The organism is Arenicella xantha (assembly GCF_003315245.1).
In the GTDB taxonomy this organism is placed as follows: Bacteria; Pseudomonadota; Gammaproteobacteria; order Arenicellales; family Arenicellaceae; genus Arenicella; species Arenicella xantha.
Genome location: NZ_QNRT01000001.1, coordinates 538,750 through 556,536 on the forward strand (window position 1 = coordinate 538,750; position 17,787 = coordinate 556,536).

At 46.6% G+C, this 17,787-nt stretch carries 19 protein-coding genes; 11 read left to right on the plus strand and 8 right to left on the minus strand.

Annotation, left to right across the window (positions count from 1 at the left end):
- Nucleotides 1–52 precede the first annotated feature (52 nt).
- Genes bioD through bioB form a run of 5 tightly spaced genes read right to left on the minus strand, consistent with a single transcriptional unit; the run spans nt 53 to nt 4,559 of the window.
- A complete protein-coding gene (gene bioD, locus DFR28_RS02325; protein WP_113952686.1) occupies nt 53–760 on the minus strand; it encodes a dethiobiotin synthase in 708 nt (235 codons plus the stop codon).
- A complete protein-coding gene (locus tag DFR28_RS02330; protein WP_170131945.1) occupies nt 753–1,562 on the minus strand; it encodes a methyltransferase domain-containing protein in 810 nt (269 codons plus the stop codon). The genes bioD and DFR28_RS02330 overlap by 8 nt, the downstream gene beginning before the upstream one ends.
- Complete coding sequence (locus tag DFR28_RS02335) at nt 1,555–2,331, minus strand: alpha/beta fold hydrolase (RefSeq protein ID WP_211316819.1); 777 nt, start codon at nt 2,329–2,331, stop codon at nt 1,555–1,557. Before DFR28_RS02335 ends, DFR28_RS02330 begins: the two co-directional genes overlap by 8 nt.
- Nucleotides 2,328–3,506, minus strand: a complete 1,179-nt coding sequence (gene bioF / locus DFR28_RS02340; protein WP_113952689.1) for an 8-amino-7-oxononanoate synthase — start codon at nt 3,504–3,506, stop codon at nt 2,328–2,330. Before bioF ends, DFR28_RS02335 begins: the two co-directional genes overlap by 4 nt.
- Before the next feature lie 3 nt (nt 3,507–3,509).
- The gene (gene bioB, locus DFR28_RS02345) at nt 3,510–4,559 is read right to left on the minus strand and encodes a biotin synthase BioB (RefSeq protein ID WP_113952690.1); all 1,050 of its coding nucleotides are present in this window, start codon (nt 4,557–4,559) and stop codon (nt 3,510–3,512) included.
- Between the two features lie 73 nt (nt 4,560–4,632).
- Between bioB and DFR28_RS02350 the strand changes: the two genes are divergently transcribed.
- The 4 genes from DFR28_RS02350 (at nt 4,633) to DFR28_RS02365 (ending at nt 8,670) form a co-directional block, all read left to right on the plus strand.
- Complete coding sequence (locus tag DFR28_RS02350; protein ID WP_113952691.1) at nt 4,633–5,343, plus strand: ComF family protein; 711 nt, start codon at nt 4,633–4,635, stop codon at nt 5,341–5,343.
- A gap of 91 nt (nt 5,344–5,434) precedes the next feature.
- Nucleotides 5,435–6,289, plus strand: a complete 855-nt coding sequence (locus DFR28_RS02355) for a helix-turn-helix domain-containing protein (RefSeq protein WP_113952692.1) — start codon at nt 5,435–5,437, stop codon at nt 6,287–6,289.
- Between the two features lie 262 nt (nt 6,290–6,551).
- A complete protein-coding gene (locus tag DFR28_RS19975; protein ID WP_113953380.1) occupies nt 6,552–7,001 on the plus strand; it encodes a pilin in 450 nt (149 codons plus the stop codon).
- Between the two features lie 100 nt (nt 7,002–7,101).
- Nucleotides 7,102–8,670: a sulfatase-like hydrolase/transferase gene (locus DFR28_RS02365; protein WP_113952693.1), complete on the plus strand. Its 1,569-nt coding sequence runs from the start codon at nt 7,102–7,104 to the stop codon at nt 8,668–8,670.
- On the opposite strand, the gene DFR28_RS02370 is transcribed toward DFR28_RS02365, so the two are convergent.
- Complete coding sequence (locus tag DFR28_RS02370) at nt 8,667–9,956, minus strand: O-antigen ligase family protein (RefSeq protein ID WP_113952694.1); 1,290 nt, start codon at nt 9,954–9,956, stop codon at nt 8,667–8,669. The genes DFR28_RS02365 and DFR28_RS02370 overlap by 4 nt on opposite strands.
- Nucleotides 9,957–10,069: 113 nt before the next feature.
- Here DFR28_RS02370 and DFR28_RS02375 point away from each other — a divergent pair, with 113 nt between their 5' ends.
- Entirely contained in the window at nt 10,070–10,786 is a 717-nt protein-coding gene (locus tag DFR28_RS02375) for a hypothetical protein (RefSeq protein WP_113952695.1), read from the plus strand.
- A gap of 140 nt (nt 10,787–10,926) precedes the next feature.
- On the opposite strand, the gene dauA is transcribed toward DFR28_RS02375, so the two are convergent.
- The gene (dauA, locus tag DFR28_RS02380; RefSeq protein ID WP_113952696.1) at nt 10,927–12,618 is read right to left on the minus strand and encodes a C4-dicarboxylic acid transporter DauA; all 1,692 of its coding nucleotides are present in this window, start codon (nt 12,616–12,618) and stop codon (nt 10,927–10,929) included.
- Between the two features lie 485 nt (nt 12,619–13,103).
- On the opposite strand from dauA, the gene DFR28_RS02385 reads away from it, so the two are divergent.
- Both DFR28_RS02385 and DFR28_RS02390 read left to right on the plus strand, forming a co-directional pair.
- A complete protein-coding gene (locus DFR28_RS02385) occupies nt 13,104–13,643 on the plus strand; it encodes a hypothetical protein (RefSeq protein WP_113952697.1) in 540 nt (179 codons plus the stop codon).
- A 109-nt stretch (nt 13,644–13,752) separates the two neighbouring features.
- Nucleotides 13,753–14,508: a class I SAM-dependent methyltransferase gene (locus tag DFR28_RS02390; protein ID WP_113952698.1), complete on the plus strand. Its 756-nt coding sequence runs from the start codon at nt 13,753–13,755 to the stop codon at nt 14,506–14,508.
- Nucleotides 14,509–14,823: 315 nt separating this feature from the next.
- Here the strand turns inward: DFR28_RS02390 and DFR28_RS02395 are convergent, their stop codons facing one another.
- Nucleotides 14,824–15,900 (minus strand): hypothetical protein, encoded by a 1,077-nt coding sequence (locus tag DFR28_RS02395; RefSeq protein ID WP_113952699.1) that lies wholly within the window; start codon nt 15,898–15,900, stop codon nt 14,824–14,826.
- 515 nt (nt 15,901–16,415) lie between these two features.
- Between DFR28_RS02395 and DFR28_RS02400 the strand changes: the two genes are divergently transcribed.
- From DFR28_RS02400 to DFR28_RS02415, 4 genes are all read left to right on the plus strand, one after another.
- Nucleotides 16,416–16,706: a RebB family R body protein gene (locus DFR28_RS02400; protein ID WP_113952700.1), complete on the plus strand. Its 291-nt coding sequence runs from the start codon at nt 16,416–16,418 to the stop codon at nt 16,704–16,706.
- Nucleotides 16,707–16,738: 32 nt separating this feature from the next.
- A complete protein-coding gene (locus tag DFR28_RS02405; RefSeq protein WP_113952701.1) occupies nt 16,739–17,008 on the plus strand; it encodes a RebB family R body protein in 270 nt (89 codons plus the stop codon).
- Nucleotides 17,009–17,064: 56 nt separating this feature from the next.
- On the plus strand, nt 17,065–17,334 hold the full coding sequence (locus DFR28_RS02410) for a RebB family R body protein (protein WP_113952702.1): 270 nt from the start codon (nt 17,065–17,067) through the stop codon (nt 17,332–17,334).
- A gap of 91 nt (nt 17,335–17,425) precedes the next feature.
- Entirely contained in the window at nt 17,426–17,692 is a 267-nt protein-coding gene (locus DFR28_RS02415) for a RebB family R body protein (protein WP_113952703.1), read from the plus strand.
- The last annotated feature ends 95 nt before the right edge of the window (nt 17,693–17,787 follow it).

The window sequence follows — 17,787 nt, forward strand, 5'->3', positions numbered from 1 at the left end:
CAGGCACAACACCGCATCAACAAATTCAACCGCTAATCTTAATAAAAGTTTATCAAGCGCAATCCGGTGACAACCAACTAGGGTCGCATTTTGTCGCCCGTACAGTATACGGTGATTGCGGTTCATAAGGCAGCTCAAATAGCTTTGGAGCCCCAATCATTGCCTCCAAGGTCTGGAGATTTTCTGCGCAGCAAGAAAAATCCGGGTCAATATGATTTGCTACCCAGCCAGCTAGCGGCAGACCTGAACCACGAATTGCCGCGGCCGTTAACAAAGCATGATTCAGGCAGCCAAGACGCAAGCCCACGACCAGCACCACCGGCAGCGCCAATCGTTGCGCCAAGCTTTCGATACTCAGCGGCTCTCGCCCTGCAAACGGCTGCGATAAAGGCACCAACCAACCGCCAACGCCCTCCACAACCACCAAATCCGCCAACTTTTGCGCAAAACATAAATCCCGATAGATAGCATCCGCGTCAATGCGCACCTGGTTCATTGACGCGGCAATATGTGGCGCAATCGCTGGTTCAAACCCATAACGGTTAACTCGGCGCTCATCTAATACAACATTCGACGCAGCCATCAAGGCTTGCACATCTTCATTCTGCAACCCCTCTGGGGTCATCTCATAACCGCTCGCAATCGGCTTTAAACCAGCCACTCGCTTACCTTGCGCGACAAGCAAACGAATTAACGCTGCGGCCGACACTGTTTTACCAACACCAGTATCAGTGCCGGTTATAAAATAGCCATTAGACATACGATTTCTGCTGCGATTGCTGTGAGTGAGTCATTCCAGACCGACAATTTGATGCGCTAGCGCACTTTTCGGCGTTGATCGTTGTAACATGATAGACCAAAGTAATATGCCCTCGCTGCGCGATAATATCGTTGACCTTATCGCGAACTTGCCGATATCGCTTGGCCCCCATTAAACCCGTTTGAGGTCGTTCACCAGCACCAATATCGCGAATACTCGATACCGCATCATTGAAGCTGCCGAATGACTGACGAAAAATCACATTACTGACCGCTGAGACAGTTGCCCCGCATTGCTCTACGGCTCGAATTAAGCCATCACGCTCAACGAACCTACGCTCATCGTTAAAGCCCCACATGTCCCGCCAGTGCGCTAGAGTTCCGTGCGAAAAAGTGCTCAACACAATCTGACCTTTCGGGCGCAAAACACGAATCGCCTCTGCCGCCGCACGGGCTAGATCACACCACTGAAACGCCGATGCCGACAACACTAGATCAACACTGCAATCGGCTAGCGGAACGGCTTCTAAATCAGCACATAGATAGCTGGCATTGGCATTCCGTTGACGTGCCACTTCTAGCATACTCGGCGCTAGGTCAACGCCAACAATTCGCTCAATTCCGAGTTGCGTCAATTTATCGATCGCATAGCCAGTACCACACCCTAAGTCGACGACCGAGCTGGGCTTACCGTTGATGGCGGCCAATTGTGAGTCCACAATGTCTCGCTGCATGCTCGACTTCAGATCGTATTGGTGTGCGGCATCACTAAATTGCCGCTGAATTAACTTTCGCTCAATCATTGCATTCAGCTCGCTCAACGTCAGCCAGCAACCGCAGCAACGATGCAACCACGTCTTCTGCATGGGTAATAAAGGGAGCATGACCACAATGCAAGGCCACCAACTCGCCGCCTAAAGATCGCGCCAACGCTTCACCGCCTGCGGGGTTCGCGACGCGATCCAACTTGCCTATGACAACCTGAGTCGGCACATCAATTTGATCAACAACACCGCGCAAATCAGCACCGGCCAAGCATGACAAACCTGCTTGCAAGGAGGCTTTAGTCGGACTAGTCGTTGCGATAATTCGTTGGTGCAATTCTTTAACTACGCCCCGCGCTTCATGTCGATTTCCAGCCTGCAACAATAGGAATCGCTTAAGCGCTTGCCGATAATCATTACTCAACTCGTTACAAAAGCGTTCGAATACAGACACATCGACTCCGAATTGCCAATCCGGCGAAGCCACGAATTTTGCGCTCGTCGCTATCAACTGCAAGCCACGCACACGACTCGTTCCGCTAGTCAACGCCGCCTGCATGGCAACCATACCGCCTAATGACCAGCCTACCCAAACTGCATCCTGAGGTGCTTGCTCAAGACAAAACGTTGCCAAATCATTGAGATCGCTAGGACAAACAGAGTCGGCATGCTGCGCATACCCAGGGAAATCAATAAGCTGAACATTAAGGTCTGGCCGTAACGACCCGATCAACTCAAGCAACCCCAGCCAAACACACGAGTTAATTCCCCAGCCAGGCACCAAAACGATATTATTCACCTTTGTCACTGAGCCTCTCCCAATGCAACCATTAAAGACTGCAGCAACACATCGATGTCATTAAAGGTATGATTGGCCGACAGCGTGACCCGCAACCTAGATGAGCCTACTGGAACGGTGGGAGGGCGAATCGCCACTACCCAAACTCCGTCACGGCGCAGTCGCTCACTAACCTCGAGTGCACGCTGTGGCGCACCGATAATTATCGGCTGGATGGCCGTGTTAGACGATTCAAAATTAAGACCCAGTTCCGCCGCCGCAGCCCGCAAGTAGTCGATGTTTTTACGCAACCTAATTTGCAGATCGCTTCCTGCTTCCTTTATAAGGTGCAACCCAGCCAATGAAGCCGAAACTGCCGAAGGCGGCAGTGCAGTGGTATATATATAGCTACGCGCAGTCTGTAACAAATGATCAATAAGCAATGCATCGCCCGCAACAAAGGCGCCAAAACTGCCCAGCGCCTTACCCAGAGTCGCCATCAGCAATACATTTCCGCGCGGTCGTAACCCTTGCTCATTCAAGGTGCCTCGACCCTGATCGCCCAATACGCCGAATCCATGCGCATCATCAACGATCAACAAACCATTATAGGCATCAGCCAGCGCACTAAGATTCGTCAGCGGTGCGACATCGCCATCCATGCTAAACACGCCATCGCTCACAATGAGATGCCGAGCGGCCTCACTCCGCTGCAAAATAGCGGCGGCATGCGACACCGACAAATGACGATACCGGTAACTATGAGCCAGACTCAAACGCCCACCGTCTATTAATGAAGCATGATTTAACTTATCTTGCACAATAGCATCGCGCTTTTCGGCGAAGGCAGCGCAGATTCCAAGATTAGCCATATAGCCATTACTGAACAGCAACGCTCGCTCAGCACCAACAAATTCGGCAATTTCTCGTTCTAAAGTTGAGTGCAGATCAAGGTGCCCACACACGAGATGCGAAGCACCACTGCCCGCCCCCCATTGCGCCACGGCATCCGCCGCAGCTCGGCCGAGCTGCGGATGGCTAGCCAAGCCTAAATAATCATTGCTCGAAAAATTCAGGACTGACCGCCCACCAACAATCACTTTAGTAGATTGCGCTGATCCCACATCAATGCGTTCACGCCAATGATTGCTAGCTCTGCGGCTGTGATGTTGAGCCGCCAAATCGGCGCGCCAGGTATGCTGCATAGCTCAATGCGATTCGGCGTGCGAACCTGAAGCTTCTACCAGCCCGTGCTCAGCGGAATCTTCGGCTCTCAAACCTTGCGCCTGCAAACCAAGTTTCTGCATTAACGCACGATCGTGGTCGACTGAGGCATTACTGGTGGTCAGCAATTCTTCGCCATAAAACACCGAATTCGCACCGGCCAAAAAGCACATTGCCTGCATTTGGTCATTCATTGCCTCCCGACCAGCCGACAAGCGCACGTACGAGGCCGGCATTGTGATACGTGCCACGGCAATAGTTCGAATAAATTCAAAATCGTCGACCGGCTCAGCATCGTCCAGCGGCGTACCCGAGACACGAATCAAGTTATTGATCGGCACACTCTGTGGCGGCACCGGCAAGTTCGCCAAGTTAGCGATTAATGCCGCTCGGTCACGTCGCGTCTCCCCCATGCCGATAATGCCACCGCTACATACATTCATGCCGGCATCTCGAACATGCTCAAGGGTATCCAATCGATCCTGATAAGTCCGAGTGGTAATAATTTCCTTGTAGTATTCTTCTGACGTATCCAAATTATGATTGTAATAATCCAATCCGGCACGCTGCAAGCTGCTCGCTTGCTCCGCCGTTAGCATCCCCAACGTCGCGCAGGTTTCCAAACCTAACTCTTTTACTTGGCGCACGGCTTCTTCCACTACCGTTAAATCTTGATCTTTCGGACTGCGCCACGCAGCGCCCATGCAAAACCGACTCGCTCCATTGTCTCGAGCGCGTTGTGCGGCAGCTACTATATTATCGACGCGCATTAAACGCTCCGCATCCAGACCGGTTTTGTAACGTGCACTTTGCGGGCAATATTTACAGTCTTCTGGGCAAGCACCAGTTTTGATACTGAGCAAGCTGCTCAATTGTATTTCATTTGGATTAAAGCTCGCCCTATGTACCGATTGAGCTTGGAACATAAGATCGTTGAATGGTAGATCAAACAAAGCTTCAACCAGATGAAGAGGCCAGCGCAGGCCGCCTGGCTCGACCGTCAGCGTGCGTTGTGTCGTTTTGGAGTTTGGCATATGATGAAGATCGGCACGGATCGCCGAACATTGACGTTAGAAGTTAATCGAATAAAAGGAGCTGTAAACCAAAATGGATTTTACACTTTACAATCAAATAAGCAACGGCCTCAACTGGCTATTCCCCAAGCGATGCTTAGCCTGCGATCGCGTGACACATACACCGAATATAGCTTGCTGCGACAACTGCTACTCCAAACTGCCGTTTCAAAGCGCTACTTGCCGTCGTTGCGGCCAACGTTTTAGCGGACACACTGACCACTGCGGTCGCTGCATCGCGTCGCCGCCCGACTACGATCTATGTTATTGCCCATTTAGTTATGAATCCCCAATCAGCGATCAAATCATTGCACTCAAATACCGTAATCATCCCGAGCTTGCCCGTGATCTCGGTACTCTGCTTGCAAACGAGCTCCAGACATCAGTCTCTGTGTTGCCAGAACTAATCGTACCGGTCCCCCTACATCTAAGTCGCATACGAGAAAGGGGCTACAACCAAGCTAGTTTATTGGCAAAGCAGGTGGGAAAAATACTAGATATACCGGTCGACTACACACTATTAGAGAAGGCAGTTAAGACTAAAAACCAAGCGGAACTATCGCTTAAAGCACGCAGTCAAAACTTAAATGGTTGCTTTAAGTTAAACCGAAAAATTGAAGCGCAGAACGTAGCGATCATTGATGATGTAGTAACAACCGGAGCCACCGTTGGAGAAATTGCTAAAATTTTGAAAAAAAAGGGTGTAGACTATATTCAAGTATGGGGAGTTGCTCACACTCTTTAAATGGGGGAAAAGTATAGTGTTTTCAGAAGCATATGTGATTCAACGCCATCCCTCTAAATCGCGTATCGCGCCTTAATTTACACGATAAAACATGACCACCAAACCGACAGATTTAATCGCAATAGCCAACCCAAATCTCGCACGTAAACTCGCGGAAAAAACTAAAGTCAAAGAATCCCCAGCGGAGATGACTGCAGCGGAACCAGTAGACGAAGGATTTCATAAGAGTTTCAGGAAAGACATTTGGAAAGCCGTATTCACACTAAATGTGATGCGTTATGGCTTAGCTCTATTCTTCTTATTCTTATATTCACTGCCAAAACTCTTCCCTGGCGTATCCGCGATCGATGAACTGACTTACCCTTCAATGTTCCTCGGCAGTACATTGGCCCTATTATTTTCAGCGTTGTGCTTCACAATGTTGACCTTGACCCGCCGATTCGCACTAAATCAGATATTAGTCGCGCAATTCGCCATAGACTTGATCATAACCACCTTTTTAGTGCATGCCACAGGTAGCATTTCTAGCAGCTTTGCCATGCTGTATTTTATGGTGGTAACCACCGGCAGCGTGGTACTACGCCGCAAACATGCTTTAGGGCTCGCGTCTGGCGCAATCATCCTGCTGTTTTATGAACATATTTACAGCATATTCGTGTCGGATATAGCGGTAACAGCCAAACTCGGACAGATGGCTGGGTATGGAATTCTGCTCATGTTTCTCGCATGGACAATTTCTTTGCTAGCTAAGCGAGTACGTGCAGCGGAACTCAGAACCTACATGCCAAGCAATGAGTCGATAGAGGAATATTTAATGCGGGAAGAAATTCGTGCGTTGAAATCCGCTCTCGCCAGCACCGATGGAAACAAAACCGAAGCCGCAAAGTTGCTCGGCATGACATTTCGGTCATTTCGTTACAAATTAACCAAGTATGAGATCGGCTGACAATAATTGTCAGAGCATAAAGGCAATATTTCGACATTTTTATTGACATTTTTTCTATTTTAAATCAACAACTTATGCGCGTAACAATTTTTATCATATAAATTGAAGGTTTTTCTTACAGCAGGTTAATTATTTGGTATAAATATCATCACTGGGGCGACAAACAACCCAAGTTAAGAGAGCAGGCTGCTGACTCAGGCACTTACTCGTTATTGTTGGACTATCCTTAAATAGAGGAATTATTAAGATGAAAAATATTCAAATGAAGCGTTCAAACGCTAAGGGTTTCACCCTAATCGAATTGATGATTGTTGTAGCGATTATCGGTATTTTGGCTGCTGTTGCTTTACCGGCTTACCAAGACTACACGCGACGAGCAAAAATTTCTGAAGTTATTCTTGCTGCGTCTGCTTGCCGTACCGCCGTTAGCGAATACACACAGTCAGAAGGCTCAGTAGCATCAACATCAGCAGGTTGGGGTTGCCCAACAACTCAATCTGAGTATGTTTCTCAAGTACGTGTTGCTGCCACAACCGGTATAATTACAGCCACGTCTCAAAACATCACCGGCGTAACTGGTGACATCACGCTTTCACCTTCAAGTTCTGTTGGTAGTTACACAGCGCTTACTGCAGCAGTGCCAACAATCCGATCTTGGATTTGCGGCGGCTCAATTGATGCCAATCTGCGCCCAGCATCTTGCCGTAACTAACATTGTCATAGCGACATTTTGGTTAGGAGAAAACGAGGCTTCGGCCTCGTTTTTTTTGACCTTGATTACTGAATAGACCGCCCTACAAACCCCATTTAAAATGTCTCTCACCATTCTTATCCCTCTACTTCTTATCACCTATGCCACTACTGCAATTATTGAGAATAGATTGGTCGTACGTCTATCCACTACACTTCTAGGGCTTCAGCTAGTATTCCTAATCGCCTTCAATATTGCCAATTGGCTCGGTAGAGACGGGTTTAATAATACCGTCATCGCCCACCTGAAATACTTGCTTGATTGGGGCACCCTAATTCGATTTTGGCCCATCGCAATCTTAACGCTAGCGGCATTATTGTTTTCGCTACTTGGATTAGCATTTCTCGAGCGGCGAATTATAAAAACATCGATAAATACATCCTCTGTCTTTCGAACTTTCATAACACTGATAGCACCCAGCACATTGCTCATCTTATTAGCGCTCAATCCTTTAACTCAAGACCTAGCAGCCATTGCGAAAACAAGAAGTTTAGAACGCCAGTACCAAATATCGGAACATGAAACGAAACTTCAAATCATTGCGCCTCCTATAGGCAGCATTAGCCCGGAAAAGAAGTTTGATTTCGTGATAATTTTCGCCGAGAGCCTGGAAGCAACATTCTTTGACGAAAAATGGTTTCCAGGATTAATGAGTAGCACTAATCGGCTCATTCAAGACAGAGGTCTCCGCCACCAAGGAATCAAAGATTTAACCTTGAGCAATTGGACCGACTCCGGCCTGACTGCGGCAACCTGTGGGCTATCCATGACTGTCGATTTCACGGAAGCATCAAAAACAAAACTCAGCGCACAGAAAATAGCGGCCCGAAAAGCATCATCAACCCTGAGGGGCGAAACATGTATCGGTGACATCTTACACTCAGATGGCTACCAGCTCGCATTCATTGGAGGCTCGGAATTCGGGTGGGAATCAAAAGAACGACTATTTCGCCAACAAGGGTTTGACCGTTTTTTTGGGGAAAAAGAGATCCAGTCTCAACAACAATCCCCTAAGCCAACCACCACTTGGGGAGTCTATGACGACACATTGTTCGATACAACTCTCAATATTATCAAACAGCGAAACCAACGGAGCCCCCAAGGGCTCGTCGTTCTAACGGTCGACACACATACACCTGGATACCCATCTCCAAAATGTGTGAATCTAACATATTTAGACCTTGGGGATAAGCTGTTAGATGCTGCTCACTGCGCCGACCATCTAATTAGTGGATTGATATCCGAGATTATTCAAGCCGAATCAACAAAAGACACCGTTATCTTCCTTATATCAGACCACCTATATCCAGGAGAATTGAAAAGTGAAGGAAAGTCAATTCCGAGGCAACAGCGAGAAAATATGTTTGCTGTATTCAATAGCCGCCTACCACTCGACAAGCAACAGTTAATCCCTCCCCGTATTGCGACCTCCCTTGATGTGGCGCCAACGATTCTCGCGCACCTGGGCTACGACATCAAAACTCTTAATTTCGGCAGAAATATAAGCGAGATTGCGCCAACTTTAGCTGAAACCTATGGCTTGCAAAAGCTCTCATTGAACATTGTCAATCTCCGAAACAAACTGCGAGCCTACTGGAAACAAGAGCTATTAAATGCAGAGACAGACTAAGATGGAATATCTTTACAATAACCCCGATTCTCAAGAGAGAACAAGAGAACACTGATGATAGTAAAATGCAGTAAGGGGTAAGGATGATAAAAAACACCATCAGTTAAAGAATACGCGGCATAACCCGCAAGAATAGCTAATAGCGCCCCACCATACCCAACAGAATGGGACTCTTTTATTACGTTAATGACAATCGGAATATACAACGAGCAAACAATCCAAATCAAAACACAAGCTCCCACAAATCCATAATCCATTGTAATTTGAACGAAAACATTGTGGGGCTGAGAGGCAAATGAATACGGGGTATCCGCAAAGAGCCATACTGCACTGCTCGCTCCGTGGCCGAATACAGGGCTTTCCTTTGCCAAATTAATTCCTTCAACCCACATAGTTAACCTACCGCTAGAAACAGAATTAGCTATCTGTAAGACTTCCCCATCTCCGCCAGGTAGAAATGATGAAAAAAGGTATTCAGAAACTACTGAAAATGGCGTGAACATGAACAATGCATAGATTAACCCAATAAGTAAAATATTTAGGCCTAGAACCTTTATTGCCCGTGAAACCCCATAAGCTAAATACGTATCGCATGCAACAAAAACTAAAAAAGCCAAAATAGACCCTCTACCGTACGCCAGCAGTAACGCTAGTAAACACACCGCGAAACAGCACAAGTAAAAATATTTTTTACCCTTACTCTTTGCCTCGATTCGCCATAATGAATATGCAGATGCAGCAGCAATGAAAGCGTGAAAACTATAAACCCGAAGATGTTCGTACAAACTCAAATCGAAGCTATGAGTTAATTCAAAGCCCTCGGGCCAAGAGCCTAATGGCTCGACTGGCATCTGATCATATAACTCCAATAATGTCGTAGGGCAGGACCCGATTAGAAACACCAATACAATGACAAGCAGAATCAATTCAGTTGATTTAGATAACTGTTTTGAAAACACAAGCCACAACAATACCCCGAAAGCAATTAGAAAAAAATCTAACCAAATTTTTATCGACGAAACCAAGTAGTTTAGAGATGCGTTAGTTGATAGCGTTGCAATTACCACGAATATAATCGACCAAATGCATAGCGCTGAGTTTGGTCTGATTTTTTTCGTATCCAAAAACAAAGTGGCAACAACCATACTCAAAACAATCAATTGAAGCTGTTTTAATATGAGATAGAAATGTCTTGTATCTAATAACCAAAGTAGAATATAAGCGACAATAGAAACGCAAATAACGAGTCTCAGTGATTGTGTAGTCTTTGAATTGTGAATCAGCATTTTACTCTCATCTTGATATTGCAGGTTGGTTCAGCCATTTCTATATGCTTAAATGCTTACAGACAATGAATACAAAAAAACTTCAAAAACCTAGCTAAACTTTTAAACGCGATATGACAATTAAACCACGGCTTAACGCATTCTTTATTCATTTATCGATTAGCTTATTATTGGCAGCCATCTTGCTCACCATCGTTCTACTACAATGGTACCCCAATGGTATGATCTATGCCGGTGGACTTGAAGGCTTAAAGCTGATCGTCGGTGTCGACCTAGTATTAGGCCCGGTGTTGACATTCATTGTTTTCGATTTAGCCAAACCTGAACTAAAGCGGGATATTACTCTAATAGGGTGCTTGCAATTATCGTGCATGGGATTTGGAACCTGGATTGTCTACACAGAGCGGCCTGTTGCACAGGTGCTAATGGGCGATGGGGTACATTTAATTTCGCTCGCCGAATCTCAAGATTACGATTTGAAACTTTCGAGTTACCCTGGAAAAAATGTTAAGCGCATCATAATGAATTTGCCGGAGAATCCTAAAGACTGGAAAACCGCACAATCTCTTTCTGAGTTTGTTGATGCAATACCGTACCTCTTTCGTTCAGACCTTTATATCGGGCTTGATAAGGTAGATGAAGATGTCTATAAAAAACGGATCAGCCAAATAAAGGAGTTTCATTCCGATGAACTACAGGTCGAACTAGCTCCAATGGGCGGAATAAATGGTTGCGATTGGATTCCACTGAGATCCAAGCACTTTAAAGGCCTAGCCTGTTTTAGCAAAAAAAACGGTGTCCAAAAATTGAACAACACAAGGTTATTATGAGTCAATACGGCTAACACCAAACCAACGCTACACATCTGAAATAACTTAGAATAGGACTCATCAAGTCGCAGGTTTATTTTAGTATTCTCTGCGACGCATACCTACCTCTCGCGGCTAGATCTTTATATTCGTCAGGCACATTACTGAAGCATTCCCTTTGCTGCGTCAAAACTGTCATCAAGTGTTGCAGAAAAAGCAATACTGCCTGATTGAGTTTGAATTCCAGCACGCTCGAGCTTCAATATCATGCGTGGCTGTAGATTCGCAATCACCATACCAACGCTTCGACCCTGCAACTCGTGCGCAATCGACTCCATCGCAACGATGGCACTCATATCAAGTAATGTTACCTCGGACATATCGAGTATGACGACGCGAATTTCGGGGCGAACCGCGGTAATTGCTCTAAGCGCTTTTTGTGCAGAACCAAAAAATAGCGGGCCATTAATATCATAGACCACTGTGCTGTCAGGCAAATCATAGTCCGCATGATCTCCTTCAATCATCGAGGCCTGAGTCAGACCAATACTCTTTCGAATAAACAACATACCAGCCAAGCCTATGCCTACGGCGACCGCGACGGTCATGTCAAACAAAACCGTGAGTAGAAAACACAAGACCAAAACAAGAACATCATCTCTTGGCGCAACTTTCAGCGTGCGAACAAAATGTTTAGCATCGCTCATATTCCACGCAACTAGCAGTAGTAGTGCCGCCATCGAAGCCATTGGAATGTACGACAACAATGGCGCAAGAAGCAAAATACTAGCCACAATGAACACACTATGAACCACGGATGCGAGCGGCATGCTTCCGCCCGACTTAATATTCGCGGCTGTGCGAGCAATAGCGGCAGTGGCAGGCAAGCCCCCAAACAGCGGTGAAATCAGGTTCCCAATACCCTGTCCAATCAACTCATCATTTGAGTTGTGTTTTTTGCCTGACATACCATCCGCAACAACGGCACATAACAAAGACTCCAATGAACCCAAGATCGCAATCGTTATCGCGGCAGGAAGCAGTTGTCGAATAAGCTCAAAACTTAAACCGATAGGCGTGCCGTCCGCTCCCGGCAGATTCCACGGCCATGCAAAAGCCGGCAATATCGGCGGAATTCCACTTCCAGAAAGCCCGTCTATGTCGTATGAAAAATAACTGCCGATGGTTGCAACAGAAAAACCTGGCACATACAGGGTAAGTAACCACGCCAAAATACTACCAACGAGCAGCGCAATAAGGTGAGCAGGGACTTTTGATCGAAATTTCGGCCATACCAACAATACAGCTAAGGTTAAAACACCAATTAACGTCTCTTTCCACTCGACCGACGGTAGCGCATAAACAATCGCCATCAGCTTATCTACGTAATGACCATCTAGTGATTCAATGCCCAAACCTAGAAAATCCTTTATCTGAAACGTAGCAATGACTACACCAATTCCAGCGGTAAAGCCAACGGTGACCGGGTACGGAACAATTTCGATAAACTTACCGAGTCGCCCGACCCCCATCATGATCAGAATTATCCCGGCCATAAAGCCGCTAATCAATAAACCGCCAAGACCAAACTCTTGAACAATTGGCAGCAAAATAACTACAAACGCGGCGGTCGGCCCCGATATATTGACTTTAGATCCGCCGGTTAACGCAATAACAATACCCGCCACAATAGCGGTATACAGGCCATGTTGCGGCGGCACGCCACTGGCTATCGCCAGCGCCATTGACAGCGGAAGCGCGATAACGCCAACGGTTAATCCAGCCAGAATATTGGCCTGAATCTCTTGAGAAGATGGTTTACTTTGTAATGATCGTTTAAGTGCAGATAGCATTATTGGCTCGATTCCTGTTGCACTCTCGCACGGCATTTGTGGCAGAGCGGTGCACAACGATTAACAGTCCCTGCATTGAGCGGCTGGTTAAAAAATTAGCGACGTTAAGTGAAATATGCCAGCCATGCTCGGTAAAGCTGAAGAATTCAAACAGTTGCTAAGTGCCCCTCCTCTCGTCACTCAACACCTGCCATATAATTAAAAACCAGCACGCTAGGCTAAATTTCTCGGCTATTATAGTCGCCTTGAAGTGTTGCGTCTTCAATTCCCAAAAGGAACAATAAATTACACCAAGCGACGCCATTTCCAAGAACCCAGCCTTTAGGTGACGTAATCAGAAGTCATGATGCTGACTAACCTGTGTCTCCCGCGCAAGGTTCGCTTAATTTTGATTTGGAAATTTTGCTTTAATATAGTCGAAATGGACCTACAGGATTATTTAACAGCCTAAACAGGCTAATTCAAACACAAGGAAAATGAGCACGATGTTCAAACAACTTTTATCCGCGCTAGTCATATCAATATTTCTGAGCGCCTGTGGCGACAGTGGCACTCAAAGCGGTGGTATTCAAAGTACACCCGTGCCCCCTGTAGATCCTGTTGCCACAGACTTTGCCAAATTTTCTGACGCCTACGACATAGTCGGAAAAGCGCAAGATCACCCAAAAATAATTGCCGCATTAGACTTACTGAAGGGCTTAGAAATACCCGAATATGCCGCCGTCGCACGCCACTTGGACAGAACCTATCTAGCCAAAGATTTACGCAGCGTCAGAGACAATGTCAAACTTGCAGGCGTATACCATTACAGGCACATAGCACTGGATATCGACTATATTCAACGGATCAATAAAATAAGAGTCGCTGGACTCTTAGTGCACGAAGCACGACACGCAAACAGACCCTACGAAACTGAAGAACAAATCGATCTCCATGAATCACGAGTCGTTGCGCTGCTTGGCGGCACAGAAGAGGATATACGTATTGCCTTAGCTAAACAAAAAGCCATGAAGAGCGGCAATTAGACTTGCAATAAAGGAAGCTCAGAACAACTCATGATTTTTTGTAGAATTATTAGCAATATCAGGCTGATCGTGGCAGTCTTTTGGAAAACTACTTTCCATTAAATAATTGATGTTTAGCAATCCCTTCAAAAAACAAATAAAAGATAATTTAGGTTTAGATTTAAAACCAGGTGACGCCCATTATCGTGCGTACGTTGGGCCGCCTGGGGACTACGATCTTATATCTGCAATGGTATTCAATTTGCTTACGTGTTTAGGGCTTCGGCAGCACCATAAAGTGCTGGATATCGGTTGCGGATCCTTACGAACCGGTCGTCTGTTAATACCGTATTTAAACCGTGGCAACTATTACGGTGTTGAACCAAATAAATGGCTTGTAGAAGACGGCATTAAAAGCGAAATCGGTCAAGATTTAATCAGAACCAAAGCCCCGATATTTTCATATACAGACTGTTTGAAAGAATTTAAACAACCGCTCGGCTTGGACTACGCATTTGCGCAGTCAATATTCAGTCACACGGGCACTGATCTTTTTGATAGATGGTTAAGTGAAGTTGCCTACCACCTAAGGGACGACGGAGTTCTATTTGCAACGTTTCTTATCGATGAAGTGGACAGCACAGAGTCTGGGTGGATATACCCTGGATGCGTACAGTTCACACCTGACTCCGTGAAAAAAATGGCTCTGAAAAATGGATTAGGCTTTAGTATGCTCAACTGGTTTCACCCACGTCAATATTGGGCAGCTTTCTACAAGGTTGACTACGATACAAGCCTAATTAAGAACGATGAAATATCGTGGAACAAATATACAATCCCGCGGATCAAAGACCACAAAAAGCCAAGTCAATATACACCAAAATAGCGTTCTAGGTTGCGGGAAGGGAATGCACATGAAGATCAACTTGTTTTACCAGCGCCCTCGTTTATTCCCAATACTTACGAAGCATCACAGGGGCTGCAGCTAAGAAATATTATCAGGCAATTGTCTTTAAGCGACGGCTAATGTGCACCAACAGTTGTGTCGAAAAACTCCCATAATTGAAGCCGGCTATAAGCCTCTCGAGCTTAATAGAAATATACTAACATTGACCTCTCCATCGCCCCGTGATCAATTTCAGTGCAAACTCACTGCAAGTAATCGCGGTACGAGGGCTCTTTATTTGGCTCACGTACTCGATTATTGCACCGTGATATCCGCATCCGAAGTGCCTACTGGGGGACTAAACCCGACGGGCTGCAATACTTGTATCGTGGTTGTGCCTGGCGCCACAGCTGAGAACTTAGCGGTACCACTGGACTCACCATTGGATATCATAACGGGGCTGGTTATAGCGCCAACGCTGGCGTCCGAAGAAGTGACGTCGATAGCAAACGATTGACCGCCTCGAACCGCTTGCACTCCCGAAAAAGCACCGTTATTGAACAAGCGGCCGCTACGTACCGACAAATTACGTGAATCGCCGACAGACATATTGCTGAAGCTACCAGTCAGTTGAAAGCCGGAGGGCACAACCGCGACATCAGCAGTGCCGTCGCTATAGCCTGGTGCGCTAACGCGCAACTGTGTCGCACCATTGACGCTCAAGCCTTGCACATAAATAGTACCCACTGAAGCGCTGGTCACCTTGTCAAAAGTAAGGCTCGCACTACCCTGGGGTAGTGGATCCTTAGAGATCAAGGCCACGCTCGGCGCTCTTACGGTGGCAGTGATTTCTCCACTTCGATTATTAGGCAGACTAAAGCTCGCATTCGGCTGGTTAGCAATCGAGATTGTCGTCACACCAGCGGTTAGCGGGTCAGCTTCAATTATGCCCGATAGCTGTCCACCGACGATGCTTAGGTCGCCGCTAGCACCGGCCGGCAGCGCAATCACATTAGAGTCCGCGACCAGCATTGGCACCGTTAAATTCTGACCACCGCGAACCGCTTGGTCTCTGAGGAACTGGCCTTCGAGGTGAACGCTATCTTCAGTATCACGGAGCACAGCAGAACGAACTTGCACCGCACGATTAGCACCGAAGGTAGTCATAGTAAAGTCACCAGTGCCCAGATATACGCCAGAAGGGTCGACATCAACGGTTGATGACAAAGACTCATAACCAATTGGCGTTTCAGTACCCGTCTCGAAAACCTCAATAGTTACCACGACATCATCGCCAAGTTCGGTACCTTGCAAGTAAAATAGCGGCGAACGCGCGGTACTGACATTAGTGAATATAAGTTGATTGCCGCCCACGGCTGTGGCGCTGTCCATTCACCTGTCTGGTTTTGTTTACGCACAATTAAACCGAGCATTTCGCTTCAAAGCCTGAATCGCAGCAATAGCCCGTATCGCTTCAAACTGCAAACCACTTACAGCTTATCGCTCAGCAAAGCAGCACAGAATAATTTTATCTTTCCACCACCAAGCACCAACGTCCTGAAGAGATAATCCCAGCATATCAAGACATACAAAAGCGTATTCTTAGTTGCGTTCTAACTTCTCAAAACGTTATAAAACTCATGACTCTCTTTGTTTGTCAAAACCGCTTACCGCCATTCCTAACGCCGTAAAATTGTCTAAAGTGACTATAGCGATTCGTCATTTTCTCCATGTTATTGGTCGTTTTTTCCTAACGTCGTTTCTGATTTGAGCACTACCATTTATTTCGAGTTGTCCAACCACGCTAGGTTTCAAGGACAACTCATTTTATTTGCTCAGTGCTCTCTTGTGATCTCTTTTTGATTTTAGTGCATTGAGTTAACTCTCAATAGAACAGGAGAATAATCATGGCATTTCCAACATCCGTAAACGATCAAATTACCGATTCAGTCACTCAGGCAAACGTAAAAGTACTCGGTGACGCACCGGCAATTGCAATGGGGAATTTGTTCCAAGCAACATCTCAAGCACTCGGTAACGCAGCCCACAACGCCACAACCGCACAACAGCAAACTTCAGTTGCCGCGCAAGCAGCAACAACTATGGGCGTTGCAACACTGTATTCGCTAGACACAGCCGCGACGGGTAAAGCGACCTCTGCGATCTTAAACAGCGGCGCACGCCCCGCTGGCCTTTAACCCTTAACGATTACTACTAAGAGGACACAATTATGGCCTTTCCAACTGCTGTTAATAGCCAAATAACCGATTCTGTTACGCAAGCGAATGTAAAAGTTCTTGGCGACGCTCCGGCGACTGCTATGGGCAATTTATTCCAAGCAACCGCTCAGGCACTTTCGAACTCAGCTCACAATGCAACGACTGCCCAGCAGCAAACTAACGTGACTGCGCAAGCTTCCACTACGATGGGGGTCGCAACGCTATACGCGCTGGATACCGCGGCAACGGGTAAAGCAACAGCGTCGATACTCAATAGCTAAAGCGTTTAGCATTAACTCAAATAGCGTCGACAGAAATAACTAACTAGGAGATCACTATGGCCTTTCCAACTGCCGTAAATAGTCAAATTACCGATTCTGTCACCCAAGCAAACGTACAAGTATTGGGTGATGCGCCGGCAATTGCCATGGGGAATTTATTCCAGGCAACGGCTCAGGCGCTTTCGAATGCGGCACATAACGCCACCGTGGCGCAACAACAAACCAATATTGCAGCGCAAGCTGCAACGACAATGGGAGTAGCACTTTTGTACTCTCTGGATACCGCATCTACTGGCAAAGCAACAGCCGCTATTTTGTCGTCCTAAAAGGCGTAGCGCCTGAACCGCTAAGCCTAGTAGTAAACCGCGTTTTTTAACAACGCACTGTTAATTTAACTATAAGTATGAGGAATGAACTATGTCTTTTCCAACAGCTGTGAACAGCCAAATCACGGACTCCATAACGCAAGTTAATACCAAAGTGTTAGGGGATGCCCCGGCCACCGCGATGGGTAATTTTATGATCGCTACCAGCCAGGCCCTGTCTAATGCTGCCCACAATGCAACAAGCGGGCAACAACAGGCAGCCGTTACTGCGCAAGCAGCCACCACGCAAGGTATCTCAACGCTCTATTCAATCGATACAGCGTCAACGGGAGTTGCTACTCGTGAAATATTTGCGTAACTAGCTATTCTTGGTTTCATGCAACAGCGGTTGGTAGAAGGCCCGAATGTATGGAACCAAGAATTTTCGTCAAATTTGACGTGTTTAAGCATAGT